Annotated in this window: 26 protein-coding genes; 14 read left to right on the forward strand and 12 right to left on the reverse strand. The window is 42.1% G+C overall.

What is annotated here, in order from left to right; translation table 11 throughout:
* From F0342_RS18375 to F0342_RS18395, 5 genes are all read left to right on the forward strand, one after another.
* Positions 1-504 (forward strand): YehS family protein, encoded by a 504-nt coding sequence (locus F0342_RS18375; RefSeq protein WP_149157310.1) that lies wholly within the window; start codon positions 1-3, stop codon positions 502-504.
* 3 nt (positions 505-507) lie between these two features.
* The gene (locus F0342_RS18380; RefSeq protein ID WP_149157311.1) at positions 508-1,215 is read left to right on the forward strand and encodes a M48 family metallopeptidase; all 708 of its coding nucleotides are present in this window, start codon (positions 508-510) and stop codon (positions 1,213-1,215) included.
* A 40-nt stretch (positions 1,216-1,255) separates the two neighbouring features.
* Positions 1,256-1,645, forward strand: coding sequence for a VOC family protein (locus F0342_RS18385; RefSeq protein ID WP_149157312.1), 390 nt, complete (start codon positions 1,256-1,258; stop codon positions 1,643-1,645).
* A 189-nt stretch (positions 1,646-1,834) separates the two neighbouring features.
* Complete coding sequence (locus tag F0342_RS18390) at positions 1,835-2,275, forward strand: Dps family protein (RefSeq protein WP_149157313.1); 441 nt, start codon at positions 1,835-1,837, stop codon at positions 2,273-2,275.
* Between the two features lie 195 nt (positions 2,276-2,470).
* The gene (locus F0342_RS18395) at positions 2,471-2,893 is read left to right on the forward strand and encodes a VOC family protein (RefSeq protein ID WP_149157314.1); all 423 of its coding nucleotides are present in this window, start codon (positions 2,471-2,473) and stop codon (positions 2,891-2,893) included.
* A 115-nt stretch (positions 2,894-3,008) separates the two neighbouring features.
* Here the strand turns inward: F0342_RS18395 and F0342_RS18400 are convergent, their stop codons facing one another.
* Together F0342_RS18400 and F0342_RS18405 are read right to left on the reverse strand one after the other, a co-directional pair.
* Positions 3,009-4,373: an MATE family efflux transporter gene (locus tag F0342_RS18400; RefSeq protein ID WP_149157315.1), complete on the reverse strand. Its 1,365-nt coding sequence runs from the start codon at positions 4,371-4,373 to the stop codon at positions 3,009-3,011.
* 59 nt (positions 4,374-4,432) lie between these two features.
* Positions 4,433-5,275 (reverse strand): MerR family transcriptional regulator, encoded by an 843-nt coding sequence (locus F0342_RS18405; RefSeq protein ID WP_149157316.1) that lies wholly within the window; start codon positions 5,273-5,275, stop codon positions 4,433-4,435.
* Between the two features lie 456 nt (positions 5,276-5,731).
* Between F0342_RS18405 and F0342_RS18410 the strand changes: the two genes are divergently transcribed.
* The 3 genes from F0342_RS18410 (at position 5,732) to F0342_RS25530 (ending at position 6,656) form a co-directional block, all read left to right on the forward strand.
* Entirely contained in the window at positions 5,732-6,109 is a 378-nt protein-coding gene (locus tag F0342_RS18410) for a nuclear transport factor 2 family protein (protein WP_223145733.1), read from the forward strand.
* A 167-nt stretch (positions 6,110-6,276) separates the two neighbouring features.
* Positions 6,277-6,519, forward strand: coding sequence for a hypothetical protein (locus tag F0342_RS25005; protein ID WP_188048606.1), 243 nt, complete (start codon positions 6,277-6,279; stop codon positions 6,517-6,519).
* Between the two features lie 14 nt (positions 6,520-6,533).
* Positions 6,534-6,656 (forward strand): hypothetical protein, encoded by a 123-nt coding sequence (locus F0342_RS25530; protein WP_262371810.1) that lies wholly within the window; start codon positions 6,534-6,536, stop codon positions 6,654-6,656.
* 70 nt (positions 6,657-6,726) lie between these two features.
* Here the strand turns inward: F0342_RS25530 and F0342_RS18415 are convergent, their stop codons facing one another.
* Both F0342_RS18415 and F0342_RS18420 read right to left on the reverse strand, forming a co-directional pair.
* The gene (locus F0342_RS18415) at positions 6,727-8,304 is read right to left on the reverse strand and encodes a glutathione ABC transporter substrate-binding protein (RefSeq protein WP_262481800.1); all 1,578 of its coding nucleotides are present in this window, start codon (positions 8,302-8,304) and stop codon (positions 6,727-6,729) included.
* 166 nt (positions 8,305-8,470) lie between these two features.
* Positions 8,471-9,145: a DUF421 domain-containing protein gene (locus F0342_RS18420; protein WP_149157317.1), complete on the reverse strand. Its 675-nt coding sequence runs from the start codon at positions 9,143-9,145 to the stop codon at positions 8,471-8,473.
* Positions 9,146-9,371: 226 nt separating this feature from the next.
* Between F0342_RS18420 and F0342_RS18425 the strand changes: the two genes are divergently transcribed.
* The gene (locus tag F0342_RS18425; RefSeq protein WP_149157318.1) at positions 9,372-10,220 is read left to right on the forward strand and encodes an STAS domain-containing protein; all 849 of its coding nucleotides are present in this window, start codon (positions 9,372-9,374) and stop codon (positions 10,218-10,220) included.
* A 55-nt stretch (positions 10,221-10,275) separates the two neighbouring features.
* On the opposite strand, the gene F0342_RS18430 is transcribed toward F0342_RS18425, so the two are convergent.
* From F0342_RS18430 to F0342_RS18465, 8 genes are all read right to left on the reverse strand, one after another.
* Positions 10,276-10,989: a Dph6-related ATP pyrophosphatase gene (locus tag F0342_RS18430; protein WP_149157319.1), complete on the reverse strand. Its 714-nt coding sequence runs from the start codon at positions 10,987-10,989 to the stop codon at positions 10,276-10,278.
* Between the two features lie 183 nt (positions 10,990-11,172).
* Positions 11,173-12,474: an SLC5/6 family protein gene (locus tag F0342_RS18435; protein WP_149157320.1), complete on the reverse strand. Its 1,302-nt coding sequence runs from the start codon at positions 12,472-12,474 to the stop codon at positions 11,173-11,175.
* A gap of 4 nt (positions 12,475-12,478) precedes the next feature.
* Positions 12,479-13,168 carry a response regulator transcription factor gene (locus F0342_RS18440; protein WP_149157321.1) on the reverse strand — a complete coding sequence of 230 codons (690 nt, stop codon included), beginning with the start codon at positions 13,166-13,168 and terminating at the stop codon, positions 12,479-12,481.
* Positions 13,169-13,184: 16 nt separating this feature from the next.
* Positions 13,185-13,949 (reverse strand): sensor histidine kinase, encoded by a 765-nt coding sequence (locus F0342_RS18445; RefSeq protein ID WP_149157322.1) that lies wholly within the window; start codon positions 13,947-13,949, stop codon positions 13,185-13,187.
* A 70-nt stretch (positions 13,950-14,019) separates the two neighbouring features.
* Positions 14,020-15,000, reverse strand: coding sequence for an ABC transporter ATP-binding protein (locus tag F0342_RS18450; protein ID WP_149157323.1), 981 nt, complete (start codon positions 14,998-15,000; stop codon positions 14,020-14,022).
* A complete protein-coding gene (locus tag F0342_RS18455; protein WP_149157324.1) occupies positions 14,997-15,992 on the reverse strand; it encodes an ABC transporter ATP-binding protein in 996 nt (331 codons plus the stop codon). Before F0342_RS18455 ends, F0342_RS18450 begins: the two co-directional genes overlap by 4 nt.
* 11 nt (positions 15,993-16,003) lie before the next feature.
* Positions 16,004-16,924, reverse strand: coding sequence for an ABC transporter permease (locus tag F0342_RS18460; RefSeq protein WP_149157325.1), 921 nt, complete (start codon positions 16,922-16,924; stop codon positions 16,004-16,006).
* Between the two features lie 16 nt (positions 16,925-16,940).
* A complete protein-coding gene (locus tag F0342_RS18465) occupies positions 16,941-17,846 on the reverse strand; it encodes an ABC transporter permease (protein WP_149157326.1) in 906 nt (301 codons plus the stop codon).
* Between the two features lie 239 nt (positions 17,847-18,085).
* On the opposite strand from F0342_RS18465, the gene F0342_RS18470 reads away from it, so the two are divergent.
* From F0342_RS18470 to F0342_RS18490, 5 genes are all read left to right on the forward strand, one after another.
* Entirely contained in the window at positions 18,086-19,606 is a 1,521-nt protein-coding gene (locus F0342_RS18470; RefSeq protein ID WP_188048616.1) for a glutathione ABC transporter substrate-binding protein, read from the forward strand.
* 67 nt (positions 19,607-19,673) lie between these two features.
* Positions 19,674-20,918, forward strand: coding sequence for an amidohydrolase family protein (locus F0342_RS18475; protein ID WP_149157328.1), 1,245 nt, complete (start codon positions 19,674-19,676; stop codon positions 20,916-20,918).
* A gap of 18 nt (positions 20,919-20,936) precedes the next feature.
* The gene (locus tag F0342_RS18480) at positions 20,937-22,172 is read left to right on the forward strand and encodes an amidohydrolase (RefSeq protein WP_149157329.1); all 1,236 of its coding nucleotides are present in this window, start codon (positions 20,937-20,939) and stop codon (positions 22,170-22,172) included.
* Positions 22,169-23,104, forward strand: a complete 936-nt coding sequence (locus F0342_RS18485) for a DMT family transporter (protein WP_149157330.1) — start codon at positions 22,169-22,171, stop codon at positions 23,102-23,104. The genes F0342_RS18480 and F0342_RS18485 overlap by 4 nt, the downstream gene beginning before the upstream one ends.
* 200 nt (positions 23,105-23,304) lie before the next feature.
* Positions 23,305-24,627 carry a D-serine ammonia-lyase gene (locus F0342_RS18490; RefSeq protein ID WP_149157331.1) on the forward strand — a complete coding sequence of 441 codons (1,323 nt, stop codon included), beginning with the start codon at positions 23,305-23,307 and terminating at the stop codon, positions 24,625-24,627.
* The last annotated feature ends 243 nt before the right edge of the window (positions 24,628-24,870 follow it).

A 24,870-nucleotide genomic window follows, 5' to 3' on the forward strand; every position in this document is an offset into this window, starting at 1 on the left:
ATGAACCTAAATAATAACGATATATTAATTCGATTACGGTATGCACTCGATATCAAAAATACAGAAATGGTAGAGATCTTTAAGCTTGGAGGCATTGAGCTCTCAAAGGAAGAAGTGCTGAAGGTGCTCACCAAATCACAAGATAGTGAAGACTTGGATGAAGATATGCTTGAGGATGAAGACCATATCCCATGCGATGATGAAATGTATGAGTCTTTTTTAAACGGATTCATTACGTTCAAAAGAGGACCAAAACCGGGACAGCCGGATCGACCGGAATTGACGTATGAGCATGTCAATAATCTTCTTTTAAAGAAGGTAAAGATTGCCCTCTCTTTCACAAGTGAGGATATGATAGAGATCTTGGATCTGGTTGGAGTGGTGATCACAAAAGGAGAATTAGGAGCGATTCTGCGAAGAGAAGGCCACAATAATTACAGAGTGTGCGGTGACCGTTATGCGAGGAATTTCTTAAAAGGGTTGGCCATCCGATACAGGGGATAAAAGATGAACCATACTTATTCTGGTGAGACCATACAATTTGAGATTATATATAAGAACCGTAGTACGATCGGCATCTATCTGGATGTCTACGGACATATTGAGGTCCATGCACCTAAAGGGATCCCGGATGAATCGGTGATCCGGCTGCTGGAGGATAAGTGGGATGTGATCCTGCAGAAATCGAGAGAAATGAAGGATCGTCTGAATGGACCGCAGGAGAAGGTCTATGATCATGGGGAACCTTTCTTGTATTTGGGGAACTCCTTCCCCATACAGGTTCTTCAAAATCAAGAGATCACAAAGGATCATGTCCTATTTGACGGAAAGACGCTGCGCATCCAAGTAAAAGAGCTAGAGGATGAACGTATCCAACAGGCTTTGAAGCGTTTTTATTACAAGCAGTGCAAAGCGTTGGTAGAGAAAAGCATTGCGGTCCATCAACGTCACTTTAAAACCAAGCCCCGTTCCACCCGCATCACAGACAGTCAAACGACCTGGGGAACCTGTGATGGGAGAAGGCAGCTGACATTCAACTGGAAGCTTTCCATGGCTCCCCGGGATGTCATCGACTACGTGGTCGTCCATGAAATGTGCCATATGGTTCACCTCAATCACGACCGGTCTTTCTGGCGGCTTGTCGGGAAGATCGTTCCAGATTATAAAGAAAAAGAGAAGTGGCTGGCGTTGTCCAGTTGGAAGATGACGGTGTAAGCAGGCCAGTCCCATACAAAAAAAGAAAGAAGTGAGGATATTGATTAAGTATACTTGTCTCCATCACGTAAGTCTTACGGTGACAGATCTGGGAAAAGCGAAAGATTTCTATGGGGAAATGTTATGTTTAAACGAGATCACGCGCCCTGACTTTGATTTTCCTGGTGCCTGGTATGAAATAGAGGGGCAGCAGCTTCACTTGATCGTCGACCCCTCGTCGCAGACCATCCGTCAGGATAAACGCTTATCCAGCCGGGAAGGTCATTTTGCCCTAAGAGTGGAAAACTACCATGACACTCTTAAATGGTTAAAAAAGAATGAGGTTGAAATCCTTGAAAAACCTAACTCGAAAAGTGGATTTGCCCAAATTTTCTGTGCCGATCCAGATGGTAATCTGATTGAACTCAATATTGAACAAGAAGATCTATAAAACCAACAGGAGTGATGGACTCATGAAAGAGTCGCGCTCCTGTTGGTTTTATTTTTGAGAAAAACGTATTTAAATAAAATCAGGGGTAAAAATAAGGATGTAATCTTTTTATGATAATGCTTATTAATTGATAATTATTATAAATAAGGATATAATACATTTATCACAATCCAAAAGGAGAGAACATACATGAATCAACAATTAGTCGTGGCTCTTAACAAACAACTTGCAAACTGGAACGTCCTTTACACAAAACTACACAATTATCATTGGTATGTAACGGGTCCGGAATTCTTCACATTACATGAGAAATTTGAAGAGTACTACAACGAAGCAGGGAATTATATTGATGAAGTGGCAGAAAGAATTCTAACGATTAAAGGGAAGCCAATCGCTACATTAAAAGAGTACCTTGAAACGGCTACCATTGAAGAATCCAATGGAAAAGAATCGTCCACTGAAATGGTCGACTCCTTAGTGAACGATTTTGAACAAATCGTAAATGACTCGAAGAAAATCATTGAAGCAGCAGAAGATTCTCAGGATCAACCTACTGCTGATTTATTTATCGGAATTAAAACATCCCTGGAACAGCATATTTGGATGTTGAATGCATTTAATACCCGATAAGCCGAGTAAAGCATTGACCAAACCGGGTCAATGCTTTTTTATCGTTTGATCCATTCGTCTCTCTTTTTCCTCGACTTTGTGAAGGGGATCTAGAAGAAGGAAAATGGAAGTATGGTATTGAAGTGAATAGCAGACAGGAGTTTGGAGTGCTTATCTTGAACCGTAATTATGCTTAAAGAGACAGGAGGTAGGAAAATGATACAATCTGTAGTTCATATAGCCCTAGTTGTGAAAGACTATGATGAAGCTATAGAATTTTATACGAAGAAACTTCACTTTACTTTAGTTGAAGATACATATCAACCCGAACAAGATAAGCGATGGGTCGTTGTGTCGCCACCAGGTTCCTCAGGGACCACACTTTTACTTGCTAAGGCATCTAAGATGGAGCAGGAGCCTTTTATAGGAAATCAAGCAGGCGGAAGAGTGTTTCTCTTTTTAGGTACGGATGATTTTTGGAGGGACTATATCGAAATGTCCTCTAAAGGAGTTGAATTTGTAAGAGATCCGAAAGAGCAAGAATATGGGACAGTTGCGGTATTTAAGGACTTGTATGGTAATTTGTGGGATTTAATACAGTTTAAAGAAGATCATTCCATCGCAAAGCGGGTAAGGTAAGGTCATTCTTATCTTCAATGTTTTATTAAATGACCAATGAGGTCGATCGTTATTCCAGGGGCTTATTAATGAAATAGCCCCTGAAAACTTTCTTATAAAGTTCTATTACAATCCATTACGATATAAAAACTTTCTCCCTCGCATTAAATTTGCTCTGGAAAATGGTTTTTCGTGTGAAAGCAATTATGACCAAAGCGACGACTAATTCTGATGCCGGAAGTGCAACCCAAATACCATTTACGCCAAACCATTGAGGTAATATCCAGAGGGCAGCAAGCAGAAGGATAAATCCACGCATGATAATGATCATAATTGATGGTCCAATATGTCCGATAGATTGATAATACGTCATATAGATGAAATTGATGCCCATGAATAAATATCCTGTGAAAAACAGCTGAATTCCTTGGATTGCAAGAGATTTAATTTCACCTGTCGTAACACCAAATAATGAAACAAGAAGAGGAGCTCCCATAAACCCAATAATGAAAAATAAAGCTCCTAATAAGATTGCTGATTTCTCTGCTATTTTAACCGTATCCTTTATCCGGTCTTGTTGATCGGCTCCATAGTAGTAGCTGATCATAGGCTGAATCGCTGAACTGATACCGAAAAAGGCGAGAAACATAAAGGCGTGTAAATAGTTAACAACAGAAAAGGCAGCTACTCCATTCGTACCGGCAAGTCTTTCCATCATCAAATTATAGCCTATGACAAATATCAATGTTCCCATTTCAGCAAGGAAACTTGGAAAACCAATTGAAAGGATCCTTAATATAGAATGATTAGACCATTTCAAACGTACAAACGTTAATGTAATGTCTTTTTTCAAAAAATGAGTAAGTAGCACAAGTAATCCAACCACTCCAGAAAGGACGGTAGCTAAAGCGGCACCTTTGACACCTAACTCCAGAGTGAAAATCATGACGTAGTTTAATACTATATTTATGACAGCTGATACCACTAAACTAATCATGGCCAGTTGAGGATTACCATCATTTCGAATGAAAATACTTAGTGCATTTTCCAGTGCCATAAACACTCCAAAAAGTAGTAGTACGCCAAGGTACTCCATGACAAATACCTTGGTATCCTGGTTAGCACCTAATAATATTGATAATTGCTCTAAGTTAACGTAACCATATCCTCCGATAATCAATACGATAAGCGTGACCATCGCCATTGAAAATGTGAATATTCTTCTTGCCTTTTGGACGTTGTTTTCCCCAAGTGACATAGAATATAGAGCTCCGCCACCTATTCCAATCCAAAGGGAAATAGAAATAATAATGGAAAAGACCGGAACGGCTATATTGATACTTGCCAATGCAATAGATCCTAATGCATTTCCTACGAAGATTCCGTCTACAACAATATTGATCGACATGAGCATAAGACCGATTAAAGACGGGATCAAATAGTGGAAGAAGACGTTTTTAACTGATTGATTCATTAATTTACCTTGGATGTTCGCTGACATCAGTATCCCTCCTGTCGTTTCCTACAAGAGAGAGTTTAAACCTTCAAGTAACTTGAAGGTCAAACTGTTTTTTTCTTCTGAACAGGAATTTCTATTTCTGTAACGAAATGTTGTTGATCTTTTACAACAGACTCATCAATAATCCCGATTTCAATCGGTGCGCCAATCATTTTATAACCAGAGATATTGAGTTCATTCAACAACAATGAATAGCTTTTTGCGACATCTTCATATGGTCCTTTATGAGGATAACAAGCATATAGCCCTTCTGGTAAATAAGCATCTTCCTCAGTCAGGTTCCTGTTCCACAATAGTTTAAATAGACTTTTATATAAGATTGGTCCATCATGATAAAGGCTATTGGGATCGACAGCAGCCCCAATGTCACCGGTGAATACTCCCTGGTTCAAAGAACTTGATTTTTCTTGATTCATCCCTTCAACATAGATTTCTTCAAAGTCAATGTTTAAATCGATCGGCTCGTCATGATATAAAAATGAAACCGGTCTTTTAGGATACGTCTTGTAGGTGACAACTTGGTGCTCAAATAACCCCATTCCATTTTCCAAAGTACTTAATTTATGGTTTATTTTCCGAGCTGTCATTTCCAATGTGTACATTTCTTGCTGTACTTTGGTTAATTTTTTTTGTAATAGCTCATATGTGTTTTCTGGGGTTCTCACTTCCATATGACATTGAATATCTCTAATATGTAATCCGATTTTTCGTAAAAAAATGATGGTCTCAAGATGTACAAACTGATCAGCTGTATAATACCGATACTGATTCTCCTTATCTGTATATTTTGGTTTAAATAATCCTATCTCATCGTAATACCTTAATGTTGACTGTGGGATGGAGAATAGCTTGGATACTTCTCCCACCCTAAACCTTTTCTTCATCGAGTTCTCCTTTCCACTCATACATTTATTTCTTTTATTGAAAAATGAATGCTCTCTGCATTATCATTATGGTTGAAAACCATTTAACTATTCAATCAATCAAATCGTAAACTATGGAGGTTAATCAGGAAAAGTAGGTGGGACGAAGGGATAGGCACCTTGTTCCGCTTGAAAGTAGAGGACGGATTGGAGGTATATAAAGCTTGACCATTGTTAGCTTTCTGATCATAGCTTGGGTTCTAAGTTGGTTTAAATTTGAACAACTTTTTATCCAAGCATTTAAAGAGCTTTTCAACAAAGAAGTGACAAATGCAAGTTACTATTTCGTCTTTTTTTGTATTGGCACAATAGGTGACATCACATTATTTTTTAATGGAACATTTTACGATAAACTTTGAAACCGTGAGTATGACTCTGGATATTGAAAGGATGATTGAAATGAAAGAAAGACAGCAAATGAATGCACACTTGAACAAAGAGAAAGCAGTCTCGTTTCTACAACTAGTCGCATCGGGGAAAGTCCGGGAAGCATTCGAGCGTCACGTTGGACCTGACTTTCACCACCACAATCCTTATTTTCGCGGGGATGCAGAATCACTCATGGTAGCGATGGAAGAGAATGCAGAAAAGAATCCGAATAAGGTATTTGAGGTCAAACGCGCGATCGAAGAGGGGGAGAGCGTTGCCGTTCACTCCTATGTGAGACAACATCCAGAAGACCTTGGAGCTGTTGTGATCCACATCTTCCGATTCCAGGATGACCGAATTGTTGAATTGTGGGATGTAGGTCAAGCCATTCCGGAAGATTCCCCGAATGAGAATGGGTTTTTTTAATTCTACATAAAGATCTATTTAATAGGCTCTTTTCGTATAGTTTGTTGCTATTATAAAGGAGTAAATAATAGTTGATTTCCGCTCCAGGATGCTCGCTTTCCGCGGGGCTGGCGGTGAGCTTCCTCGGCTGCGCCTCCGGGGTCTCACCTGTCCAGCTATTCCCGCAGGTGTCGAGCATCCTCGGCCGAACGCTAGCTGCAAGCGGAGCAGTTCCCCTCACCATCCAGCATAAACCGGTTGACAGAGCCCTGGCAGATTGTATTCTTGAAAACAACAATCATTGCGAAAAGAGCCTTTTAATAAGCCGATTCCAATTGGGATCGGCTTATTTATATTCATCAGCAGGATATAAAAAAACGAATGTCATCATATTTGCTGGCATCCATGTGCACTATATAAACAAATCGTAAAGGGTGGTGAAAGAATGTCTAAGCAGAAGAATAAGGACCTTAAAAATAATAAAGCGATGCCGAAGTCAGATGTGGAATTTGCACAAAATGGACTCGAAAAGGTGGCTATTAAGGCGCAGGAAAGAAAGAATAAATAAATAGCAATAAAAAATGAGAAGTTACGCAACTTCTCATTTTTGGTCTTACTGAATCATTTCGTTAAAACTATTATTGAATGCTTATATCATTGATTTCCAAATAACCGGCAGGACTGATAGCAAAATCTTTTACATTGTTTCGAATCGCTGCCATGTTTTCAATCACACGAACCGGGATATAAACCGCGTCTTCCATCTCCAGCTCCTGAGACTTCGCATAGAGCTCCAATCTTTTCTCCTGATCCATTTCAGAACGTGCCTTTTCAATCAGTTGATCGACCTCATCATTACTATAGAAAAATGTATTTCCGGCAGGTCCATGGGAATTACTATGGAAGAGGTTGTATTGATTATAATCCGCATCTCCAGTAGCATTTCTCCAACTGATGATAAACATTTCCGAATTTCCACTTGTGGCTTGCTCTACAAAGGTTCCATACTCCTGAATCTGTATTTCTAAGTTAATTCCAATTCCTTTGAGCTGGGATTGCATGACTTCAGCCAAACTGATTCTTTCTTTACTGTCCATTGTCAGCAATGTGGTTTTAAATCCATCAGGATACCCAGCTTCGGCCAGTAACCTCTTGGCTTCGTTTAAATTATATTCATATGCTTTCATATCCGGATGATAGCCAAACACTTTAGATCCTAATAAGGAGTTCGCTTTTTTTCCTATATTATTAAATACACCTTTCATGATGGAATCCATTTCAACCGCATGGGAAATGGCTTTCCGTACGCGAACATCATTGAAGGGCTCCTTCTGTACGTTAAACCCTACATACTCAGTACCAAAGCCTTCACTTCGGTATACTTCCACGTTATTCGATGCCTTTACAGAATCCATCATTGTTACAGATAGAGGTTCCGCAATATGGGCTTCACCCGTTTCAAGCATGGAAATTCTAGTGGTCTCTTCAGGTACTACTTTGAAAACGACTTCGCTTATAGTTGGTTTATCTCCCCAATACTTGTCGTTTCTATGAAACACTATCTCTTTTCCTGTTTCCCAGGACTTGAACACAAATGGACCTGTGCCGACCGGCTCTTGGATAATGTCTTTTCCATAATTTTCGATGGCTTTGGGACTGATGATTCCGCCTTCATGACTCGCCAGGATGGATAATAAGGGTGAAAAAGGCTCAGATAAAAGAAATTGAACAGTATGATCATCGACTACTTTTACTTCCTTGACCATTTTGAATACAACGGCTCGAGGCGAAGCCACTTTTGGGTCTGATAATCGATCGAACGTTTTCTTCACAGCCTCGGCATTAAATGGTGATCCATCATGAAACGAGACATCTTCTCTTAGCTTGAACTCCCACGTTGTATCATCCAACTGCTCCCATTCCTTAGCGAGTAACGGCTTGATTTTGGCATTTTTATCTCTACCGACAAGCCCCTCGTAAATTTTACCGTGGGTGACACTTGCCGCATTGATGGTTGACATAAAATGATGATCGAGATTCTCCACATCGGATAGACGGGCAATGACCAGGCTATTCTCCTTCTTGGAAGCCTGTCCATCAGCCTGGTCACCTGAACTTGCCCCCATATTGGTGGAGCAACCGCTAATCGCTACCATCAGTACCATTATTACAATCATGAAAAACCTGCTTCTGAAATAATTTACCTTCGTCTTCATCTAATCATCCTCCCCTCCGTATTTATTTAATTATAAGAATTTTCAGACATATAAAATTAAGATATCTTTACTGTTTTTTTTGTTTTGTTGACCTTTTATTTTTGGAGGATGAGTTTATTATGAGGTTCTTTACTAACAGGTGACGCCTTATGAGGAAAGGGACCGATTAATAAGTTTGTATAAATAATCCGTCATCTTCTAGCCATTCGGCTACAAATATATCTTTATAATCAGAAATACCTTGTGACTTGAGTTGTTTTTTTAACCAAGATTCATTAAATCCTAAATCAATTAGTTCATTCCATAAAACTTCCCCATCTCGAATTAAAGTAACCGGAACATAAACAGATTTTATAGGCATATTAAAATCTTCTTGAGTAGTTTTTTGATACTTTGTTTTTTTTAATATGCTAATGGAGCCGTTCGATTCTAAATAACAAAAAGCAACCTCCCGGATAGAAAAGGTTTCGCTTTGCCGAAGTAGGCTTTGCAACTGATTGATATTCATTCGGTTTTTTTTCAATTCTTCTCGATCAACTATTCCATTTTTAATAAGGGCAGACGGTTTTCCTTCAAAAATGCCACGAAACGCTAAATACTTTTGTCCAAGATATTCGACCAAGAAAAGTAAACCTCCCCATAATGCCATTGAGTATATAATATAAAAGACACCGATTTCATGGTCGTATAATGCGTTACCAAGTAATTCTCCCAATACGATAGCGGCAATAAAAGTGAAGGGTGTTATTTGATTAATGATTTTCTTTCCAACAAACTTAACGATTATAAAAAGAAGGAAAAATCCAACGATAAGTTCAGTGGTAAGATATATGACTTTCATAATATAAAAACTCCATTCAATCAAACACCATGAAGTGTTCTATTTCTAATCTTTTTATGTTTAACAATACAAGCTAAAAAGATTCTTGTTTCATTCAAGAAAGGGCGCACATGAATAACATAGGTATAAAATATTCAATTTTCATTTAAAGCCCTTGTTTTTGAAGGATTTTTATTCATAGACACGAATATGAAATATATCCGGAATAAAAAAGGAGCGTGTAATTATGAGTAATGAATTTAATTATAAGGTAGATATAGCGGATTTTCTTACGGCTAACAGAGGGGATTTTAAGCAAAAACTCTTATCTGAAGCTGTAAACGTTGGTAGCAAAATCAATGATATTCTAGAAAAAGGAAACATCGATCTATTAAAGAATGCAGAAGTTTTAGCTCACTACATCGTTGAAAACAGAGAAGAAGAGCTGGTTGAATTTGCAAAAGTAGAGGGTATTGCATGGGCGCAACATTCTCTCACACTTGCATTCAAACTGGAATGGGTACATGCAATTAGAAGAACATTATGGTATTTCCTTTATCAATATGATATTAAGAATGAGGATAATGAATCTCCACGAAAGAAATTCTTTGATTTGGAAAAAAGAATTAATGACAGCGTTGATCAGTTCCTGAATAATTTCTTTATCAGTTATTCTAATTACAAAGATGAACTGATATTGTCGCAGAAAAAGCTGGTGGAAAATCTATCGGTACCTATCATTCCAATCAATAGCTCGATTGCAGTATTGCCTTTAATTGGAAGTATAGATACCTATCGGGTTCATACACTGGAAGAAAAAGTGTTGATGGGAATCAGTTCTATGAAAATTCAAACCCTTATTATAGACTTATCGGGTATTGCGGAAATGGAATTGGATGTCATTTTTCAATTTGGGAAGATCTTAAATGGAATTAATATGATGGGATGCAAAGCCATCCTTACAGGACTGCGGGTAGAGCTTGTCAGAAAAATAGTTGATACAGGAGTCGCATTTGACGGTCAAATAGAGACAAAGGGGACATTACAGCAAACACTCAAAGAACATCTGGTGTTGGAATCGGGAGTGCAAATTTAATTTATAAGAGCGAAAAGCTGAAGATCAATCATCTGATCTTCAGTTTTGTCTTGATTCAATCATCATGCAGGTTTGTTCTAACGCGATCCAGCTCCAAAGGCAAAAAAGCATAATCTCCGTCATTCAAAATCTCACGTTTTAAAACGGGGACAGGATGATTGAAAATCGGTCCATCCACTACTGTGGTATGGAACTCTCCACCTTCTCCGCAAGGATCGATCCCTCGAGCTTCAAGTTCCTTTATGTATTCATGAGTTAATGTGCGCCCTAAATCTTCAGGGCGCATGCCCAGGGATAAATTAACCGTTACAACGATGGATACAAATCCCAGATCGATGAACTCTTCGACAGCTTCACGATGGTTCATTCCCCATAAAGGCATCCCAAGCTTTAAGCCTGCGTGCTTCGCCACTTTTTCATGCCAGCAGCCGTGTTCAGGCATATCGAGGTCTCCCGTTACTAATACTTCTGCCCCTTGTTCCTTTGCTTTTTCTAAAAGGGTCATGAAGACTTTTTCATAATCTGTCCAACTGGCGGATGCAGTAAATACGGGTAAACCGATCGATTCAGCTTGTGCACGGATAAGCTCCGGAGGCATTCCGTGGGATCTGGACCGCTTTCCTTCTTCCTCCAGCATCACAATCAGCCCGAGCGCATCTCCATCCTTCGATGCTTTGTATAGAGCTAAAACACTATCTTTTCCTCCGCTAAACGAAGTAATGAATGAATGCCCGCGAGCACCATGTTTCCATTCCTTTGATTCTGTCATTCTTATCTTTCCTCCTTAATGGTTTTTGTATTTTTCTAACTAGTTTCATCCTTCTTCCATTCTATCACGATGGGGCTTATAGATAACATTATACCAGCCGGTGAAAAGTGGATGCCTTAGTCCATAAAGACAAAGAGTCGCCTATTTGACGACTCCTTTACTAGAATCATTACTGGTTTGGTTTCATTTTCTATGAATCCGAATCTCATTAACTACTAGCAATATCACCACCATCCCACTCGACACGAAAAAGCTGATCCAGGTCGATTGAATTGAATCATAGTTTAGGAGAGACAGCAACCCGGTCCCTAAACCTATCAACGAACAATAAGGGACGAGCATCGGGATCATTCTTTTATAAAAGATGACCACCAGCATGGTCGGGATGATGGATGCATACACCTGGGCAAAAAAGAAGATGAGCTCCATCAGATTCGGTGACAAGACCGAGCTGATGAGAAAGAGTGAAAGGGAAAGCATACCGGAGACCAAATAGGTCTTTTTCAATTGCTGGTCTTCACTCCAATCGTACGTATGTTTCAGCATATTCCGGATGACCATGATCGATGTGGCATGGAGCTCGGCCCCCACGGTTGATGCAATGGCACTGAAACAGCAGCCGATAAATAATAGAAGCAGGAACAATGAGTCGATTTTCTCCACCAGCTGACTCAATATGGAGTAAATGTTTTCAAAGCCCTGCCCATAAACCGCAATCAGTACAATTGCAGTGAAGGCAAGGGGGATGGTTGCCCATATGATTCCGGCCATCATAAAGGATGTTCGGACCTTGGATTTTTCAATGATATAGATTCGCTGCCAACTCGCCCGGTCGATCAATACTTGTCCGAATCCAATCAGAAATGCGGTAAGAATGAACAAGGTGATTTCATTATGTTTCAGAAATAATAAATAGGGATGGTACAGGAGTAATCCATCGTATACGGGAAAAATACCTTTTTGGATAAAAAAATAAACAGGAATCAGGATGATGGCTGCGAAAATAAACGAGATATGAATCCCTTCAAATCGATGGATTTGCTTCATGCCTCCTATGGACAACAAGAAGCAATATAAAAAAAATACGAGTAACCCTACATAAATCGGTGTATTTAATAAAAAGTGGAATAGCACACCTGCCCCCAGTGCTTGTATGAGCAGGGAGTCAAGGCTTGTCAGGAGCAATACCCATATGACGAACCAGTATGACCGGCCACGGAGCCTTTCTTTCAATACATCTCCGAGAGTCAAGGAGTTTGGGAATCGTTCCCTGATATAGGGGGTGATGCACCCGAATAGAAAGAGAGCGATGGCACCCATCATGGCATAACCAATTCCGCCTAGCAGTCCAAATTTAACGAGTGTTTCAGGTGAAGACAAAATCGTATTGCCGGTCACCCATCTCGCAAGGAGCGAAACGACTCCATACGCCACTCCAAACGTGATGGTACCTTGTATATATTCACGGTAATTTCGTGGCTTCATTCAGTTAAACCTTCTCTCTTATCCGGTATTCCCTTGGAGTGTATCCTGTTTGCTTCTTAAATAATGAGCTGAAATAGTGCTGACTGCTGAATCCGCACTCTTCAGAGATAGAAGAGATGGACTTTTCGGTGTCTTGCCGAAGTAATCTCTGTGCGGCCTGGACTCTGAAATCATTCAGGTATTCAGAAAAGCTGATCCCCATTTCTTCATGAAACTTCCTGCTCAGATACGTACCATTAATATGGATCTGGCTCGCCAATGATGAAAGGGAGAGCTTATCGTTGTATTGTTCATGGATGATCGTTAACGCTTCCTGTACGATATGGGACTGGATTGATGCGTATTTATATTGGTCGAGAACTTGAAATAATTCTTCTTCAATAATCGGTTTCGTTAAATAATCCTTTGCCCCGAGTCGCAGGGAGGCCTGTGCATAATCGAATGATTGGTAGGCTGTGACCATAATGATGTCGATCTGGTCATATTTCTTCATTTCAACCCCGAGTTCGATCCCTGATTTACCAGGCAGTTGAATATCGAGCAGCGTAAGGCGAATCGGATGTTCCGTCAGGATCTTTAAAGCCTGTGACGCATCCGCGGCTGTATGAATCGTCCAGTAAGGATATTTTTCGTGAATCATGTAGTTGAGCTGCTCCAGTTCAAGGGGCTCATCGTCAACGAGCAAAATATGCATTATGCTTCCTCCTTCATCAAGTAATGGTGTCTTCTCTGGTCATATGAGGCCAAAAGATCTGGACGCTCGTTCCTTTGGCTTCTTCATTCAGCTGAATAAGGATTTCTTCCTTCGGAAAAAGCATCTGTAATCGCTTCTGGATATTGTGCAATCCAATTCCACGGTCTTCCTTTTGAGAATCAAGCGCGTTCAAAGCAGTTGATGAGCTGTTCCACACTTCTAAGTACACTTTGTTTCTTTGCTCATTCAGGATAATGATCAGCTTGCCTTGTCCGGGATGCTTTTCCAGGCCATGCTTAAAGGCGTTTTCAACAAGGGTCTGCAGGAGGTATGGGGGGACTAGGGAAGCCTTGCAGCTCTCTTCCACGTTCCACACTACATCGAGCCGATCTCTGAATCTCAGCCTTTGAATGTCTAGATAATATTGAGTGTATTGAATCTCCTCCTCCATGGTGATCAAAGGGTCAGTCTGTTTGTATTTGAACTTGAAGTATTTGGACAGAACCTCGATGGAAGAAACCAGTTCTTCCTTGCGATTCAGACGTGCCAGGCTCAGGATGACATTAAGTGTATTGAAAAAAAAGTGGGGCTGGATCTGTTGGTTCAGTTGGTTGTATTTAGCTTCCTGCAATTCCTGTTCCAGAAGAAGTTCGTTCTTTTCTTTCTCCAGTTGATCCAAACGCTTTTCAAATAGAAAGAGAAATAATAAGCTAAAAGCCCCAATGATAGGGGCTAATACGGACAGCATGATATAAAATGAAAAGGATTCTTGTGTAATCATGTGAAGAACTCCTAAAAGTGATGAGTCATACTTTCTATTTTATAAGAAAACTAAGATTCTGAACATATCTTTAGACATAATGGCACCTTGTAAAATGTTCCCCGTGGCCGGTCATTGGAGGTAGTTCTGCTTTACACAAATCGGTTGCCAGAGGGCAGCGGGTGTGAAACTTACAACCGGATGGCGGATTCAATGGAGAAGGTACATCCCCTTTTAAAAGGATTCTTTCTCTTTTCTGAGAAAAATCAGGTACAGGGATGGCTGAAAGCAGGGCTTTGGTATAAGGGTGGGTAGGGTTGTCGAACAGCTCATGCTTTGTACCGATTTCGACAACCTTCCCCAGATACATCACAATCACCCGATCTGATATATGACGTACAACACTTAAATCATGGGAAATGAAGAGGTACGTCAATTTCAATTCCTTCTGAAGTTTCTTTAACAGGTTCAAGATTTGTGCCTGAATGGATACATCCAGTGCCGATACGGCTTCATCACAAATGATTACTTTGGGATTGACAGCCAACGCCCGTGCGATTCCGATCCTTTGTCGCTGACCGCCGCTGAACTCGTGGGGAAGACGGTCCAATGACGTAATCGGAAGGCCCACATAGTCCAATAATTCCTTCATACGATCTTCGTGTTTGGAAGGAGGCAGAACTTTTTGTATGGTCATGGCTTCTTTCAGGATCTTTCGGACGGTTTGTCTAGGGTTCAAGGAGGCAAAGGGATCCTGGAAAATGACCTGGATATCGCCCCTCATATTTCTTAATTCCTTTTTGGATAGACTGTTTATTTCCATTCCCTTGTATTGAATACTGCCCTCCGTCGGTTTATCCAGCTGTAAGATGGCACGGCCGGTTGTCGATTTGCCGCAGCCGGACTCACCTACGATACTGAGGGTTTCCCCTTCATACAGCGTGAAGCTAATATCATCCACGGCCTTCACCACTTGTTTCGGCTGGAACAATGACTCTCTTTTGATAGGGAAGTACTGCTTCAAGTCTTTTACCTTTAAAATAGGTTTTTTCTCTGTCATCACAGCGGTCATGTCATCTGCACCTCTTTCTCGGCATTATATAAAAAACATCTGATTTGACTGCCATCGTTCAAGGAATGGAGCTGTGGTTCTTCCTCGTGACATCGTGCAGTCGCCAATGCACAGCGGGGAGAAAATCGGCATCCCTTTGGCATGTTATAGGGGGAAGGGACACTGCCTGGCATCGTTTCCAGCTCTGCCTGGTCTTCATACAATTTCGGTAATGAAGACATCAGCCCATTTGTGTAGGGATGTTTCGGATTTGAGAATAATTGTTCCGTCGAACTATATTCCACCACCTGTCCGGCATACATAACCGCTACTTTGTCACATAACTCGGCTACCACTCCTAAATCGTGCGTGATGAAGATGATTCCCATATTTAACTTTCTCTGAAGATCCTTCATAAGCTCGAGGATTTGTGCCTGGATCGTCACATCCAATGCAGTGGTCGGTTCATCCGCAATCAGGACCTCCGGGTTGCAGGCAAGGGCAATGGCGATCATGACACGTTGCCTCATTCCGCCACTCAGCTGGAAAGGCTCTTGTTTCGCCCTTTGTTCAGGGGAAGGGATGCCTACTAATTCGAGCATTTCGACCGCTTTCTTCCATGCATCCTTTTTCCCGAGCTTTTGGTGAATGCGAACAGCTTCTGCAATTTGCTCCCCTACCGGTATGACAGGATTCAATGACGTCATAGGCTCTTGGAATATCATGGAAATTTGATTTCCGCGCACTTTTCTAAGCTCGGATTCGGACATTTTAAGGATGTCCTTCCCTTTCAGTTCAATGGTTCCGTCCACTATCTTTCCAGGAGGGGAGGGGACAAGACGAAGAATCGAAAGGGAGGTCATGCTTTTTCCACATCCCGATTCTCCTACGATCCCAAGTGTCTCTCCTTCGTGAAGGACAAAATCGATTCCATCAACGGCTTTCGTCACTCCTTTTTTCGAAGTGAAATGGGTTTTTAAGTTTTTTACTTCCAAGACCACATTTTTACTCATTACAACCACTCCTAGTTAAGTTCAATTCGTTTGTTAAAGAATCTGTATAAAACGTCTACGAATAGATTGACGATCACGAAGACAAGGGATGCGACCAGTACTCCGCCCTGAACCATCGGAAGGTCACGTGTACGGATCGAGTCAACGATCATACGGCCGAGACCATTGATGGCAAAGACCGATTCGATTAATACCGTCCCACCGAGAAGTGCCCCAAACTGAAGGCCGACCACCGTGATGACGGGAATCAATGCATTGCGCAGAGCATGCTTATAGATAATGGCAAAGCTTTTCAAACCCTTTGCCTGAGCAGTACGGATATAATCCTGCCTCACGACCTCAAGCATGCTGGATCGGGTCATTCTGGCTACGATAGCAGCTCCTCCGACCCCAAGCGTAAAGGCTGGTAGAATGATGTGCAGCATGCTGTCCCATCCTGCAACAGGTAAAAGCTGAAGTTTTACAGAGAATAAATAGATGGATAGCAGGCCTAGAAAGAAGCTTGGTAGGGAAATTCCTAATAAAGCGACGATCATCACTGAAATATCTGTAGCTGAGTATGGTCTAACTGCGGAAATGATCCCTGCTGTCATTCCAAGGACAATCGTAATGAGAATACTGTAAAAGGCGAGTTCAATCGTGATCGGTAAGCGGGTCATGATTTCCTGGATGACAGGCTGTTGGCTCTTCAAAGATTGTCCAAGGTCACCCTGGAAAACATTCAAGATGTATTCTCCATATTGAACATACAAGGGGCGGTTCAAGCCGAGCTCTGTCCGTAGTTGGTTGATCGCTTCTTTCGAGGCCCCTTCCCCTGCAAGAATGATAGCCGGGTCTCCGGGAACCATCTGCATGATGAGAAAGACAACCAGGGTCACACCAAATATGACGGGGATGATTTCTATTAATCTTCTGAAAATGTACAATATCATTTCATATTCCTCCTTATTATGATTTCAGTCTCGGATCAAGCGCGTCCCGAAGGCCGTCCCCGAACAAATTAAAGCCGAGTACGAGAATGGAAATCGCCAACCCCGGGAAGAGGGCGATGTAGGGAGACGTGAATAAAAAGTCCCTTCCGCTGGACAGCATCGTACCCCATTCAGGTGAAGGAGGCTGTGCCCCTAAACCAAGGAAGGATAATCCCGCTGCTGAAAGGATGGCGGTGGCAAGTCGCAAGGATCCTTGAATGATGATGGGAGATAAAATGTTCGGCAGGATGTGCCTGAAGATGATGATGAAATCATTGGCTCCAAGCGACCGAATGGCATCGATATATTCAAGCTTCTTCGTTTCAAGCGTCGATCCCCGGACAACCCTTGCAAATAAAGGAATGGAGAACACCCCGACGGCAATCATGACATTCACAAGGCTCGGTCCCAGTGCAGAGATGATGGCAAGAGCCAATAGGATCCCAGGGAAAGCAAGCATGACATCCAGTATTCTGCTGATGACGGTATCGATCCAACCTCCGTAAAAACCGGAAATCAACCCCATGATGATGCCAAAGAAAGCACCGAAGCCGACTGCGGCAAAACCGACCCCCATTGAAAGACGGGAGCCGTAGAGGATCCTTGCAAGGATATCCCGCCCTTTATCATCCGTCCCCATCCAATGCTCTGTGCTTGGGGGTTGTAGTTTATTGTCCAGTTGGATTTCATAGGGATCATAAACAGCGAGTAAAGGAGCAAACAGGGCGATCAAAATATAGAAGAGAATGATCCCTCCTCCAACTACAGCTGCCTTGTTTTTCGAAAAGGTGTCCCAGAAGGGTTTGATCCTTTTTTCAAAAAGGCTCGGTTTTGAATCGAGTATGGGTGATTGAAGTTCTTGCGCTTTGAGTTCTGTCGACATGACGTTTCCTCCTCATTGAAATGGTTTGTGTAATTCAAAGATAGAGGAAGAGGGATGGAAAGGGAAGGTGATAAGTTTGAATTGTCAAAATAATTAAAAAGTTGGTAAAGATATTGAAAATCATCCAGTGTTTTCTTTTTTATAATGCAGATAGGCACCAACAATACGGAAAAGGGAGAGTGGAGGAATTGAAAGAAAAGAAGAAGTATTTCAGGGGGATCGCAGGATTATTGATCGTGATGGTCATGCTCATCACCCAGGCGTGTTCGACAAGTAATGTAGAAAGTGAAACCGCAAGCAAACAAGGCGGTGAATCAGAAGGCGGGGTACTGAAGGTCGTCCGATTATCCGATGCAACCAATTTGGATCCTCACTTCATCACAGATATTCCGTCCGCCAATGTCCTTTATCAAAAAGTGTACGAGAGCCTTGTGACGTTTGATAAAGAAATGAACATAGTTCCGTCACTGGCGAAAAGCTGGGAGCAGCCGGACGATACAACATGGGAATTCACATTAAATGAGGGAATCACGTTCCATGACGGATCTGAATTAAACGCAGAGGCAGTCAAAATAACGTTCGAACGCCTACTGGATCCAAACACAGGATCTCCTCAAAAGGATAAGCTCGGAATGATCAAAGAAATAAACATACTGGATGAATATAAAGTGCAATTCAAGCTGGATGCTCCATATGCACCTCTATTATCGATTCTTGCAAGTAACGAAGGAAGCATCATGAGTCCGAAAGCTTTGAAAGAAAATCCTGATAGTCTTGCTAAGCATCCGGTCGGTACCGGGCCGTTTGCCTTCAAATCCTGGAAGTCAGGTCAGTCCATCACCCTTGGGAAAAATGAAGAGTATTGGGGTGAACAGCCGAATATTGATGGAATCGAGTTTCAGGTTGTACCAGAGGACGCGACACGATTAGCGATGATTGAAACGGGTGAAGCCCATGTCAGTGATCAAGTGCCTGTGACTGAAATCGAACGCATCGAAAGCTCTGACACATTGAATCTGTATCGAACAGAAGGGTTAGCCGTCGAGTATGTCGGATTCAATACACAAAAAGAGCCCTTCGATAATGTAAAGGTAAGACAGGCCATTTCCATGGCAATTGAAAGAGAAGCAATCATTAAAGGTGTCTATAACGGAGTGGGGACGTTAGCAAATGCTGCCATGAGTCCACAAGTATTCGGTCATAGTGAAAACGTGAAGCCGTATGAGTATGACCCGAATTCTGCCAAGGAGCTTTTGAGAGAAGCAGGATTTGAAAAAGGTCTCGAATTAACATTGATTACGAGTGACCGTAAAGAACGGATCAATATGGCAGAAGTCATTCAGTCCCAGCTGAAGGGAATCGGGATCAAAGTCAATATTCAAGTGCTTGAATATGGTGCGTATATTGAAGCCGTAGATACAGGAGAACAAGATATGTTCATCGGAGGATGGGGGAATGCAACCGGTGACGGAGACTACAATCAATACAACTTGTTCCACTCTGCTTCACACGGTTCACCAGGAAACCATTTCTATTACACCAATGAAAAAGTCGATGAACTCATCGAGCAGGCAAGAAAAGAAGTAGACCCGGAAGTCAGAAAGACATTATATGAAGAAGCGATGACCATTGAAATGGAAGAAGCGGTATACATTCCAATTCGAAACTACGAGCATTTAGCAGTGTACAACAATGAAGTGAAGGATTTCTGGTTGAGTGCCGCCAACTACTTAATGGTGAATGGAGCAACGATCGAATAGGGATGGTGCGGATGGTGAAGAGCCCCATCCGTAATCTTGTAAACACTAAATCTTGGAGGTTGATTCTATGAAAACGATTTGGATGAAAAATGTAAGAATGGAAACCGGTTTTGAGAAAGAGAATGAAGTCGTGACAGGAACCCTTACTGAATATGCCCACGTCAAAATAGAAAATGGAAAGATTACGGCCATCTCGAATGACGAGTCAGTGATTGAAGCTGGGACAGCCGTGATGGATGCAAAAGGGAAGCTGATCCTGCCTTCCTTCCGTGAAATGCACATCCATATAGATAAAACTTACTACAACGGTCCATGGAAGGCGTGCCGTCCGATCACAAAAGGTATTTTTACAAGAATAGAAGAAGAACAGGAGCTGCTCCCAAAGCAGTTGCCATACGCTCAGGAGAGGGCGGAAAAGATGATCGAGCTGTTGCTTCAAAATGGTCATACCCACATTCGGACTCATTGCAACATCGAACCGACTTCCGGTTTAAAGCACCTGGAAGTCACCGTTAAAGCATTAGAGAAGTATAAACATCACCTCACTTATGACATTGTGGCGTTTCCTCAGCATGGGCTCCTGCGCAGCAACTCTGTGGAACTGATGCGGGAAGCCATGAAAAATGGTGCGACCCTTGTCGGCGGAGTCGATCCGGCGACAGTGGACCGTCATATCGATCAATCGCTCTATACGACGTTTGACATTGCCACCGAGCATAATGCCGGTGTCGACATTCACCTTCATGACCCGGACACTCTTGGTGCTTTCACCTTTGAACGTCTTGCAGATTTTACAAAAGAGGCGAACTTGAAGGGGCGTGTCACGATCAGTCATGCCATTGCACTTGGAGACCTTGATGGACAATCTCTTACAGATATGATGGCCATCCTGAAAGATCAAGAGATTGATATTACCACGACGATCCCGATTAACCGTCCAACAATTCCGGTTCCGACTCTGGATCGGTATGGTTTACAGGTATCCGTCGGCCATGACAGTTTAACTGATCACTGGTCACCTTTTGGAACCGGGGATACGATCGAGAAGCTGAATATCCTTGCTGAACGATTCCGACTGATCGATGAGTACTCCATCAACCGTACATGGAAATATGCTTCCGGTGGAATCACGCCGTTGGATGATGCAGGGAAACAGGTTTGGCCTCAAGTCGGGGACGCAGCAGACTTTGTCCTGGTAGAAGCAAGCTGCTCAGCGGAAGCAGTGGCAAGAAGAGCAAAAATTGATTCTGTTTATAAAAACGGGGAAAAAGTGACGCTGCCTCAATCTGAATCCGTACTGATCAATAAATAATAGAAGGGAGACATTTCGATGATCTGGCTGAAAAATGTGAAGCTTGAAGTAGGGAATATGGAAAATGAAGGAATGACGGAAACGAAAACAGAGCTTTTTCATCTCGGGGTCAAGGAAGGGAAAATCGTTCAACAGCTGCCTCATACACAGTCCATACCCGAGACTGCTGATGTAGTCTATGATGTGAAAGGTCACTTGGCCATTCCAACTTTTAAAGAAATGCATAACCATTTGGACAAAACGTATCTAACCCTTGGATGGAAAGCAACGAAGCCTGTTAATAATCTGAAAGAACGACTGCAATTTGAAGCAGAGGAACTGACAGAACTCGCACCAACGACGAAACAAAGAGCAATACGGATGATCGACGAAATCCTTTCAAACGGTTCAACTCATATTCGCACTCACGTAAACATTGATCCATACATTGGATTGAAGAACCTCGAGGGTGTCATCGAGGCATTGGACGAGTATAAACATGCAGTCACTGCAGATATCATTGCCTTCCCTCAGCATGGGTTATTAAGAGATTCCGTGCCGACATTGATGAGGGAAGCGATGCGAAATGGAGCTACCATGGTAGGAGGCCTCGATCCTGCAGGAATCGATCGCTCAATTGAAAAGTCACTCTATGAAACGATGAATATCGCAACGGAGTTTAATGCGGATGTAGACATCCATCTACACGATAGCGGGCATGTGGGAACCTACTCGATCGAAAAGTGGATCGATCTGGTGGAAGAGTCGAATTGGCAGAAACGGACAGCCATCAGCCATGCCTTCTGTATCGGTGAGGTGCCTGAAATGAAACAAAATGAATTGGCAGAGCGTTTGAGGGAAAATGGCGTTTCGATCATGTCGACCATCCCTTTGACAAAATCTCTTCCGCCAATACAGCTCCTGGATGATCATGGCGTGGAGGTACATCTTGGGTGTGATGGATTCTACGACTCCTGGAGTCCACTGGGTCACGGTGACGTGTTAGAGAAAGTGTATAAATACGGACAGGTGACAAGAAGAAGCGATGAAGTATCCTTAAGAGACAGCCTGAAGTGGATAACTGGAGGAACAACAGCATTGACGAAGACAGGTGAATACAAGTGGCCGAAAGTGGAAGATGATGCAAGCTTTATCTTCGTTGACGCCGCTTCGTCAGCAGAGGTCGTTGCCAGAAGACCGAAACGACTGGCCGTGATGAACAAAGGAAAAGTGGTTTATGGGTCTCTCTGGAGTACCCATGAGCTGGTGAAATGACAGAAAAGCTAAATGGAAAGCCCGTGTATCTCTACATGGGCCTCCTTTTTTGTGTGATATGCTGGGGAAGCAATTTTATATTCGGTGCGATATTAGTGCAATATTTCAAGCCGATGGAAATCGCTTTTTTAAGGCTTATTTTTATAACTTTGTTCCTGCTTATGGTGTTCTTCAAGCCAATTAAACAATTTCGTACGTTGAAATCAATGATCGTCCCACTGCTCTTCATCGGTTTTATTGGCGTAACCTTGAATCACTGGAGCTTCTATGCCAGCTTGACCACGGCATCACCCGTAACGGCTGCCTTGATCCTGGCTACAGCCCCCATTTGTACATCCCTTATCAATTCGGTTGTATTTAAGGAACGCAAAAGCCCGTTTTTCTGGATGTGGAGCCTCCTCAGCTTTTTCGGTGTGCTTCTGGTCATCATGAAGAAAGGCTCCATCGTGATCGGTATGGGAGAAGGATATATCTTTCTCACGATGCTTACATTTTCCGTCTTCATGGTCCTTGTGGAACGATATGCAAGGCATCTTTCTTCTATTCTATTGACCTTTTATTCGACCATGGTGGGGTTGATCCTGATGAGCGTATTTTTGCCATTCTCAGATGTCTCCGTTTTGAAGGCCGTACCGTTCAACATTTGGGTGCTGCTATTTTTTACAGCGATCATCATGCATGGAATATGCCCGCTTATTTGGAATCATTGTATATCAAGGGTTGGATCGACCAATACGTCACTCCTATTGAACATTGAACCATTTGTGGCAATGGTGGTGGGATATATTGTGTTGAAGGAGTCGGTAAGCGGGATGCAAATGATCGGGGCAATGATTATCTTATTGAGCGTCACAATGGCTCTCCATTCTAATCGAAGAACACAATGGGGGAAGGGGAGAGGAACCTTGTCACGACAAACACAAATACAATAGGATGATTCTTATCGGACGAGGGGGGCAGTCGCCTCGTCCTCCAAATTTCTACAACTATTTCCCCGGAAATTGATAAAAAATCATAGAATTCTACAAACAGTGTCATACTGATCCATCTTCACCTTCAAAAGATAGTCAACATTAAACTTCTATAGGCACTAAAACTTCTGTAAAATGATACGTAAATCGAGGGGGAGATAATGATGGAACTTACATACGGATTAAAACCTGCTTTACTTTCCGATCTAAAATCACTGAAAGAGACATTTTGGTCAAACTCATCACTAATATCCTACGGCCATTCTGCAACAAGCACTGTAGATGGAACTGATATCTACGACGCAGAAAAGAGGCTTCTGCGATTTGCCCCATACATAAAACAAGCTTTTCCCGAAACAGGAGAGAAGAATGGAATCATTGAGTCACCAATCCAAAGGCTCTCGGTTATGCAGCAAGAACTGGAAAAGTATTATCAAACCACTATACTTGGAAAGTTACTAGTGAAATGTGACAATGAGCTGCCCATTGCCGGTTCCATTAAGGCAAGGGGAGGCATATACGAAGTACTGAAACTTGCAGAAACACTCTTGCTTGACCACGATATGATCCAATTGACGGATGACTATTCCTTGTTAGCCGATCGCTCGTTTAAGGAGTTCTTTTCACAATATTCCATTGCGGTAGGATCGACGGGAAACTTAGCCTTGAGTATAGGAACCATAGGTGCAACTCTTGGTTTCAATGTGACGGTTCATATGTCACGTGAAGCGAAAGAGTGGAAAAAGGCGCTTCTCAGAGAAAAAGGAGTAACGGTGATCGAGCATCAGAACGATTTTTCCTATGCCGTTGAAGAAGGAAGAAAGCAATGTGTGAAGGACTCGAATTGTTTTTTCATAGATGATGAAAATTCGAAGGATCTCTTCATGGGCTATGCAGTCGCTGCACTGCGATTGCGAAAGCAGTTTGAAGAAAAGGGGATTACGGTCGACAGGCATCATCCATTGATTGTATATTTGCCATGCGGCGTTGGAGGTGGGCCTGGAGGGGTGACTTACGGTTTGAAGCATGTATTTGGCGATCATGTTCATTGTTACTTTGCCGAACCAACCAATTCTCCATGTATGCTTCTTGGGCTATCGACTGGAAAACACGAAAATATTTCTGTCCAGAATATAGGATCAAGCAATCGAACAGAAGCCGATGGACTGGCTGTCGGGCGCCCTTCAGCATTAGCAGGGAGGATGGTGCAGAAACTGGTGAACGGCGTGTATACAGTGAATGATGAAAACTTATTTAAAATGCTGGCACTTTTACACAAATCAGAGTCCATTTCCTTGGAGCCTTCCGCACTTGCGGGGATGTTGGGTCCCACTTCCCCACAGATACAAAAGCATCTTGAATCACTTTCACTAACTAATAATCAGTTAAAACAAGCGACTCATCTAGTGTGGGCGACAGGCGGGAACTTAGTGCCTGCTTCGATTATGGAAAGGTATGTTGCTAAGGGGAAGGGTTTCCTATGATGCAGAGGGACGGACCTTGTACTTTCAAATGAAGGCATGAGGTCCGTCCCTCTTTTCCTCACAAAAAAACTGCCAAACGATAATTAATTGTTTGGCAGTTTTCATATTTATGTTGATTAGAATTGATATTTATGATAAATTAGAACAGAAACGCTTAAATTGAGTAGATTAAAACATATTAACTCAATAATAATTATATAACATAATTTACTCTTTCGTCAACCCTCAATTTTTTTGGAAAAG

Origin of the sequence: Bacillus sp. CH30_1T (assembly GCF_008364765.1) — a bacterium.
GTDB lineage: Bacteria > Bacillota > Bacilli > Bacillales > Bacillaceae_B > Rossellomorea.

Coding starts and splice junctions, on each gene's coding strand:
- F0342_RS18375 (WP_149157310.1), top strand. CDS start 1: ATGAACCTAAATAATAACGATATATTAATTCGATTACGGTATGCACTC.
- F0342_RS18380 (WP_149157311.1), top strand. CDS start 508: ATGAACCATACTTATTCTGGTGAGACCATACAATTTGAGATTATATAT.
- F0342_RS18390 (WP_149157313.1), top strand. CDS start 1,835: ATGAATCAACAATTAGTCGTGGCTCTTAACAAACAACTTGCAAACTGG.
- F0342_RS18395 (WP_149157314.1), top strand. CDS start 2,471: ATGATACAATCTGTAGTTCATATAGCCCTAGTTGTGAAAGACTATGAT.
- F0342_RS18400 (WP_149157315.1), bottom strand. CDS start 4,373: ATGTCAGCGAACATCCAAGGTAAATTAATGAATCAATCAGTTAAAAAC.
- F0342_RS18405 (WP_149157316.1), bottom strand. CDS start 5,275: ATGAAGAAAAGGTTTAGGGTGGGAGAAGTATCCAAGCTATTCTCCATC.
- F0342_RS18410 (WP_223145733.1), top strand. CDS start 5,732: ATGAATGCACACTTGAACAAAGAGAAAGCAGTCTCGTTTCTACAACTA.
- F0342_RS25530 (WP_262371810.1), top strand. CDS start 6,534: ATGTCTAAGCAGAAGAATAAGGACCTTAAAAATAATAAAGCGATGCCG.
- F0342_RS18415 (WP_262481800.1), bottom strand. CDS start 8,304: ATGAAGACGAAGGTAAATTATTTCAGAAGCAGGTTTTTCATGATTGTA.
- F0342_RS18420 (WP_149157317.1), bottom strand. CDS start 9,145: ATGAAAGTCATATATCTTACCACTGAACTTATCGTTGGATTTTTCCTT.
- F0342_RS18425 (WP_149157318.1), top strand. CDS start 9,372: ATGAGTAATGAATTTAATTATAAGGTAGATATAGCGGATTTTCTTACG.
- F0342_RS18430 (WP_149157319.1), bottom strand. CDS start 10,989: ATGACAGAATCAAAGGAATGGAAACATGGTGCTCGCGGGCATTCATTC.
- F0342_RS18435 (WP_149157320.1), bottom strand. CDS start 12,474: ATGAAGCCACGAAATTACCGTGAATATATACAAGGTACCATCACGTTT.
- F0342_RS18440 (WP_149157321.1), bottom strand. CDS start 13,168: ATGCATATTTTGCTCGTTGACGATGAGCCCCTTGAACTGGAGCAGCTC.
- F0342_RS18445 (WP_149157322.1), bottom strand. CDS start 13,949: ATGATTACACAAGAATCCTTTTCATTTTATATCATGCTGTCCGTATTA.
- F0342_RS18450 (WP_149157323.1), bottom strand. CDS start 15,000: ATGACCGCTGTGATGACAGAGAAAAAACCTATTTTAAAGGTAAAAGAC.
- F0342_RS18455 (WP_149157324.1), bottom strand. CDS start 15,992: ATGAGTAAAAATGTGGTCTTGGAAGTAAAAAACTTAAAAACCCATTTC.
- F0342_RS18460 (WP_149157325.1), bottom strand. CDS start 16,924: ATGATATTGTACATTTTCAGAAGATTAATAGAAATCATCCCCGTCATA.
- F0342_RS18465 (WP_149157326.1), bottom strand. CDS start 17,846: ATGTCGACAGAACTCAAAGCGCAAGAACTTCAATCACCCATACTCGAT.
- F0342_RS18470 (WP_188048616.1), top strand. CDS start 18,086: ATGGTCATGCTCATCACCCAGGCGTGTTCGACAAGTAATGTAGAAAGT.
- F0342_RS18475 (WP_149157328.1), top strand. CDS start 19,674: ATGAAAACGATTTGGATGAAAAATGTAAGAATGGAAACCGGTTTTGAG.
- F0342_RS18480 (WP_149157329.1), top strand. CDS start 20,937: ATGATCTGGCTGAAAAATGTGAAGCTTGAAGTAGGGAATATGGAAAAT.
- F0342_RS18485 (WP_149157330.1), top strand. CDS start 22,169: ATGACAGAAAAGCTAAATGGAAAGCCCGTGTATCTCTACATGGGCCTC.
- F0342_RS18490 (WP_149157331.1), top strand. CDS start 23,305: ATGATGGAACTTACATACGGATTAAAACCTGCTTTACTTTCCGATCTA.